This is a genomic window from Avibacterium endocarditidis (assembly GCF_965138825.1).
In the GTDB taxonomy this organism is placed as follows: Bacteria; Pseudomonadota; Gammaproteobacteria; order Enterobacterales; family Pasteurellaceae; genus Avibacterium; species Avibacterium endocarditidis.
In genome coordinates, this window is the sequence record NZ_CBCSDH010000031.1 from 1 (window position 1) to 6708 (window position 6708).

4 protein-coding genes and 1 pseudogene are annotated in these 6708 nt (G+C 37.5%); 1 reads left to right on the plus strand and 4 read right to left on the minus strand.

From position 1 onward, the window contains the following. Positions 1 to 99 (plus strand): annotated as a pseudogene (locus ACNAV8_RS11490) (IS1595 family transposase); the annotation flags it as partial. A gap of 243 nt (positions 100 to 342) precedes the next feature. On the opposite strand, the gene ACNAV8_RS11495 reads toward ACNAV8_RS11490, so the two are convergent. The 4 genes from ACNAV8_RS11495 to ACNAV8_RS11510 form a co-directional block, all read right to left on the minus strand. Beyond that, a complete protein-coding gene (locus ACNAV8_RS11495; protein ID WP_103855801.1) occupies positions 343 to 1761 on the minus strand; it encodes a surface lipoprotein assembly modifier in 1419 nt (472 codons plus the stop codon). Between the two features lie 56 nt (positions 1762 to 1817). Next, complete coding sequence (locus ACNAV8_RS11500) at positions 1818 to 4370, minus strand: TonB-dependent hemoglobin/transferrin/lactoferrin family receptor (RefSeq protein WP_415777745.1); 2553 nt, start codon at positions 4368 to 4370, stop codon at positions 1818 to 1820. 12 nt (positions 4371 to 4382) lie between these two features. Beyond that, a complete protein-coding gene (locus ACNAV8_RS11505) occupies positions 4383 to 6179 on the minus strand; it encodes a transferrin-binding protein-like solute binding protein (RefSeq protein ID WP_415777746.1) in 1797 nt (598 codons plus the stop codon). Between the two features lie 187 nt (positions 6180 to 6366). Further along, positions 6367 to 6708: M3 family metallopeptidase (locus tag ACNAV8_RS11510; RefSeq protein ID WP_415777747.1), on the minus strand; the 342-nt coding region annotated here is incomplete at its 5' end.

Genomic DNA, 6708 nt, shown 5'->3' on the forward strand with positions numbered 1-6708 from the left:
AAAAACTTTCCTTTATTCTTGAAGGAATGTGAATTTCGGTTTAACTTTGGGACACCAAAAGAGCAGTTAAAAATATTGCGAAAATGGTGTGAAATTTAGGGCTAATCTACTACAGCCCCTTAATTTATCCCATTATTGTCATAACGTGATAAATATCAGGTAATTCCTTGTTAGCCTAAAATGTAGGAAAAAACAACCGCACTTTTATACTTTTACATTGAATATAAATTTTACTTATTTAGGAGAGCATAGGCCTAAATTTCTAGCTCAAATGCTCTCCTTTGGGATTTTTACTATCTTAATTAACGCCAAGACTCATAGAAGCTAAGAGGAGAATTCACATTAAAATATTTTTTGTATTTCAAATGTGATGCTATGTTTGTGATAAGGAATATTTAAGCTGTTACTGTTTACACGTTGATAGTTATAACCTAATGTTGGCATTATCCCCATAAATTGAATATGAGGGGACCAGATTGATGCTGAAAATTGTGTTTCGCGATCCTGCCGTTTGGCATTACCACTTAATCCCCAGTAGAATGGTGCTTGGTAGTTTTTCTGTTCGCGAGCAAGGCGTAAACGAGCGCCAATATTTTGGTTTTGATAGCCTATATTGATATTGGCCCGATATTTTATATATCGATCTTGTGGATAATCGGTGGCATATTTTTTACCTATCTCAGCAGAGATGCCAGCATACCATTTTGAGTTAATTGTCCAAGTGCCACTCAACGATAGATTTTGTGTGTAGTTTGTGAGATGTTTATATTGTTTCTGCCGATACCGTTCAGTTGCATAATTAAATGCAATTTTACTGCGAAAATTGTTCGTCCATTGATATTGCCAGCTGGTTGTTATACCAAAATGATTAGTGTAAGGCTTTTCGGCAAAAATGCGTAGTCCTGTATAAGGCTCTAGTGTAAATTGATGATGATAATTGGCATAGCCGAAAGGCATCGTTATTCGCCCATAAAAATCATTGTATTGGTGATAAGTGCGGTATATTTTGCCGATAAAATCAGTTTGCCATTGAGTATAAAAACCATTTGGCATAAAAAAAGTTTTTTGATTGCCAAATTGATAGCTTAACCCTTTATCTGCAAGGGGCTTTTCGAATGAAAATGAGCCAACTTTTGCTTTATCTGGTGCATTATTAATATTCTTATCATTGAGAAATTCGATTTTAAGATAGTATTTCCATTCTTTACGAGATTGGAGATATTGATCTATTTTCTCTAGTTGAAGACGGAATGGTAGAGAGGGTGTTGATAGATGCTGCTGAACAAGTTTTGAGGCCAGCCAGATTTGTTGATCTAGCAGTAGGCTGTCAATACGATGAAAAATGGCTTTTTCTGAATTAGGCTGGAGTTTTTCTACTTTTGTAAATTGGTTTATGGCTAAGGGATATTGCTGTGTTGATTTTGCTATTAACCCTTTTGCATAAGCGATGATAATTGGGCTTGGGTTAGCACTTGTTTCATAGATAGGAAGAATTTTTGTCAGTAGTGGAATATGTTCTTGCTGAACTGCAATGTTTATTACTCTTTGTAGTAATTCAGGCGCATAACGCAATTGCTCTGCCTTAATTTTACGGGGTTCTGAAGAGGATTTTGGGGTATCTTGCCAATAAGAGGAAGAATTATGAATATTGATAGCCTCGTAATTTAATTCAGGGGCTTCTTTTATAGTTATATCTTGTGGTAAAGCCCATACTTGACTCGATAGAGTAAGGGGAATAATTAGGAATATTATTTTTTTCATTGCTCATTACTCAATAAAATGCAGTATGCCTATGGCATACCGCATTTAATCACTTATTAAAATTTAATTTCTAGTCCTGCAAAAAAGTTACGTCCAGGGGCGGCTACGACAGAGTAGTTTGGGGTATCTAAATTAGTTTCTAAACTGCCATTCCATACTGTTTGTCGAGCAGACTCCCAAGTCACATAGCGATAATTAAATAAATTGTAGATACCAGCTCGGAATGTCATATATTTATTAAATTGATAATGTCCTGTGAGATCCGCAATAATCCAAGATTTTGTTTTAATATGAGAACGGCTTTCTTCTATCACGCCTAACGGTGAGCTATCTTGAGCCACAAGCTCCCCACTATCTTTTCCTTTCGAATAGGTTGTAACGAAGTTGAGTCCCCATTTTTCTTCTGGTGAGAGGTAGGATAGTCCATATACCAATCGTAGCGGTTGAAGAGAATCAAGGGAGTATGCTCTTCCTTCATATTTTTCAGGCATTTTAGCTGGCCCGCCAATTTGCTGTGTTTTACTGATTTTAGCAAATAGATTAAGCCCTTCAGGGAAACGCGCCCATAAACTATAGAGATCTAAATTCGCGCTAATATCATAGCCACGCACTTTGATATCTTGTGTATTGTAATAGAATAAATCGCCTCGCCCTTGTCCCGTAGGTTGTTTTAAAGAAGCGAGTGCAATCATATTTTTATAAGTTGCCCAGAAATAGCTACTTTTTAGACGTAATGCTTTGTATTCAAATTCAGCGCCTATTTCTTGGTTGCGAGAGTACTCTTTATCTAATTTTCCTTGGACTGAATGACCGTTAGCATTAAGCGTTGGCCCTAATTGTTCGTAAACAGAAGGCACTCTAAATCCACTACTATTGCGATAAGTGAAGGCTAATGGCTCGATAATTTGGTATTTGACACCAAAATCCCAAGAGAGGTTTTGATATTTACTTTGCTTGAATTGAATAGAACGTTGTTGCTCCTCAAGGGTTGGGTTACCTTTAAATTGATAGTGATCATAACGTAATGCACTAGAGATAAACCATTTTTCCCCTAGTGTGATGGAATCGCTGATACCAATAAAATAATGGCGACTTTTTATTGGGGTAATTGGGTGAAAATCACTATGCTGATTACTATCAAGTTCAATAGGCCCTGAGGCGACACGCTTATAAATGATATCGCTAAAGCGATCATAATCATAAAAATGATGTTTACTAAATATAGATCCGAGAACAACGCGGGTATCATGTCCTGCTTCTCCCCATTCCCAGAGCTTATTTAAATTGAGATCTAAACGATAGTCTGTTTGTTTGCTATTAACGATATGATGCCAAGATTTTTGCCCATCTTCAGTTGCCCAGCAATTCGCATCGACTGAAGGCCACTTAGCACAATTTAGACGTTTCACTTCTGATTGCATAATCAGATCACGCTTATCAAAACGAACCACCGCAGAGTTTAGCCAAGAGGCTTCATCTTTTGCATCAAAGTGGTACTCTAATCCAATTCTATTATTTTGATGTGTATCAAAATAAAATTGTGAAGGGGTATATTGAATCCGTTTTGTTGATATTTCATCATAGAAAGGGGATTCAGAGTAGAGTACGCCATTAATCAGATGCTTCTCTCGACCATTATAATAGTTTGGGCGCTGCATTTCGCGCATTTTATATTGTTGTTTAGTCCGATTTATTACGATACCTAAGTAATGTTGTGGGGTAAAATGCCAGCCAAATTTACTGAGTAATGAATCACTTTCATAATCGAGTGGATTCGGGATACGGCGACGTACTCCACTAACTTCTTCCATACTCACCCAACGTCCTTTTTTATTCATAATAGGATCGACAGGATCGGCGTAATTAGCAATGAAAAGGCTTCCTTTATAAAGATTTTTATGAGCTTGAACTTCATGACCATTACGATGAGAATATTGCACAAATCCATCGAATTTCCCAGCTCGGAAAGCGAGTCCACCACTGTATAATTTACGCTTATCTTTAGAGGTATAGTCGGCTTTAAAACGGCCACCTATGGATTGATCGGGCTGTAAAAAATCATCAACATTTTTTGTTTCCATTGATACCGCACCGCCTAATGCGCCACTACCCGATTCTGCAGATGATGCCCCTTTTCGCAGATCAAGAAGTCGAAGATCTTCATATTCAACATCATTTTTTGAAGAGGCTGATAACATTGAAAATGTACCGCTCGCATCATGTCTTTTTAAGGTTGATGAAGCACCTAATCCATCTAGATCAATGGCTACGCGATCTTGGTCAACACCGCGTATAGAGAATCCCCGCGTTGTTCCTCGTCCTCCTGCTTCGGTAATGGAGATGCCGGGATCGTAGCGGGTGATATCGCGAATGTTTTCTATTTGCTCATTTTGTATTTGAGCCTGATTCTTGCGTACCTCTCCTAAGCCTGAAACGTTTTGTTTCTGTTTTTCAAATTTTTCTTTAACATAAATTGTCTCTAGTGTTGTGGAATCAGGCTCTTCTAAAACATTTTGTTGATTATTAGCTTGAGCATAAAGTGCGGTACAAAAAAGACAAAAAACGAGATTTATTCTGTTTATTAGAAAAATAGTGTTATTTGCTGACATTGTCATTTCCTTTTATTGTTGAATTTGTTTCCCACCAAAAACGGCACCGAAAGTTTTGTCTTCTTTGATTACAGTTCCCCCAATTTCATTGGCGTTTGTACCGTAAAAATGACCAACGACATTTGCTTCACCAGTAATAACAGAACCAGATCCCGTAGTATTACCATCGTGTACGGCGAGATTTGCTTTTCCAGTAAAGCCATTGTCTGTTATAGCGAGGTTTTCAAATTTTACGGCTGGCGTTTCGCCATTATTTTTCAATTCGCCCGATACTTGGTGAGTAGCAAAATTTGCTGTAAATTCAGCATCTTGATAACGTCTTGATACATTAGTAGCTTGACCTTTACCAAATCCATACCAATGCCCGAGGTATTTTACTTCACCAGTTGAAGGAATTTCAGAAATAGGCGTAACATAGCCTTGTACAAATAGATTACCTCTCTTATCAGTTTGATTATCTACTTGTTTTATTTCGTGGTTTTCAATGCCAAAACGTAAAAAGGTAAAATTTCCGCAGCATATATTGTCTGTTTTAGTGGTATCTAAATTAACCAAAATGCCATCAATTTGAAGCGTATTAATATCGCCAGAAAAATTTTGCGATTGTGGTTTATTTTCAGCAAAGGTGCTTCTATCTCCTTCATTAGTGAAAGAGAGGGTTTGAGCATTTAGACGCTTACCGTCAGTTTCAACCCCTTCTTCTGAATTTTGCTTGGCCGCAAAAACGCCAGCGAAATGATTGTTTTCTGACCATACTCGTCCCGCTAATTGTTCTGCCTTTTTACCTGCAAAGGAGCCTAATACTTTTGCGTTTTCGGGTAATGGGGGATTGCTATTTCCTTCATTAACAAAGAGGGTGGTCTGACTATTTTTTGTAGCATTACCACGGAAACCATTTTCTGTAATTGTTGCATTAATATCATAAACAATTCGTTTATTATTTTTATCAATGGCATCAAGTTGTCCGCTTACTGTTTTACTTGAAAAGTCAACAGTAAAAACAGCTTTGTTTTGTTTTGATGTTCCTCCAGCTTGCTGGCCAGTTTCGTGGTATGAACCACTACCACTACTTTTTTCTGGGGTATAGGTTGCATATTCCCAAACACCGTTATAAGTTACTTTTCCTTTCACCGGCATATCCATTGTTTTTTCGCGAATGGCATAAAAAATATTGTTATAGCTTTGCCCTCTAGGAAGAACGGTTTTGGGATCTTGTTCAATTAATTCAATAAAACCGACTTTTGCATCACCATACTCTGTAATTTTGAGATAAATGTAATTAACACGATCTTCTGTAGAATAAAAAACCAAGGTTGTGCCTTTCTCTTTGTCCTCTATAGGAAAGACTTGTGAAATATCTTTCACCGCTCTTTTCCATACTTTTTTGCCATTTTCATCAATAACTTGAATAGACTCTGAATGGGCTTGATGATCTTGAGTGAGAGGATAATCCCCTTTAAATAATAGAACATCATAATCTGCTGGATTAAGGTTAGTGCGTGTATCGCTAATGATGCGTTTTTGGGTTTTTACATATTCATAATCACTATTCATTACAAAAACATCTCCGCCTCCGCCAGCTCCCCAAGGGGTTGTGGCTACCCAAGCCATTTCACTTAGATCCTCTGGTGCAGGAGATTCTAGTTTTTTGCCGTTATTTTCATTGACATAACTAGGTTTAGCAGGCTGATTATCAGTAATAACATTAGGTGGGTTAGCATTCTCCACTTCAAATCCACCGCCGCCAGAAGCACAGCTTATGCAGAATAATGAACTGAGCGTGCATAGAATAGTTTTCTTCATTTCCATAAAACATCTCCTTATTAGTAATAATTCTCATTAATATTATTATAAATAAGAATTATTATCAAAAAATATTTTAAGAATGAGGAAGATTCTATGAAATGCTATTTCAATAATGCTTAGTGGTGATATTTATAGATATGATGAATGAGGTGCATAGATCTTAGCTATGCACCCTGAGGAGAAGTGAATGCTATTGAGTTGAAATTCCCTTATGTTTTAACAAGGCATCTAATTGCGGTTCTCTGCCGCGGAAGCGTTTGAATAACGCCATTGGCTCTTCTGAACCACCACGGGTAAGAATTTCATCAAGGAAAGATTGTCCGGTTACGGGGTTGAAAATGCCTTCTTCTTCAAAACGCGAGAACGCATCTGCCGATAGCACTTCCGCCCATAAATAGCTGTAATAGCCCGCGGCATAACCGCCGGCAAAAATATGGCTAAAGCTATGCGGATTTCTTGCCCAATCCACACCTTTGATGACGGCAACGTCATCTTTTACCTGTTTTAAGGTGTCTAAAATTTGGTTGGGTTG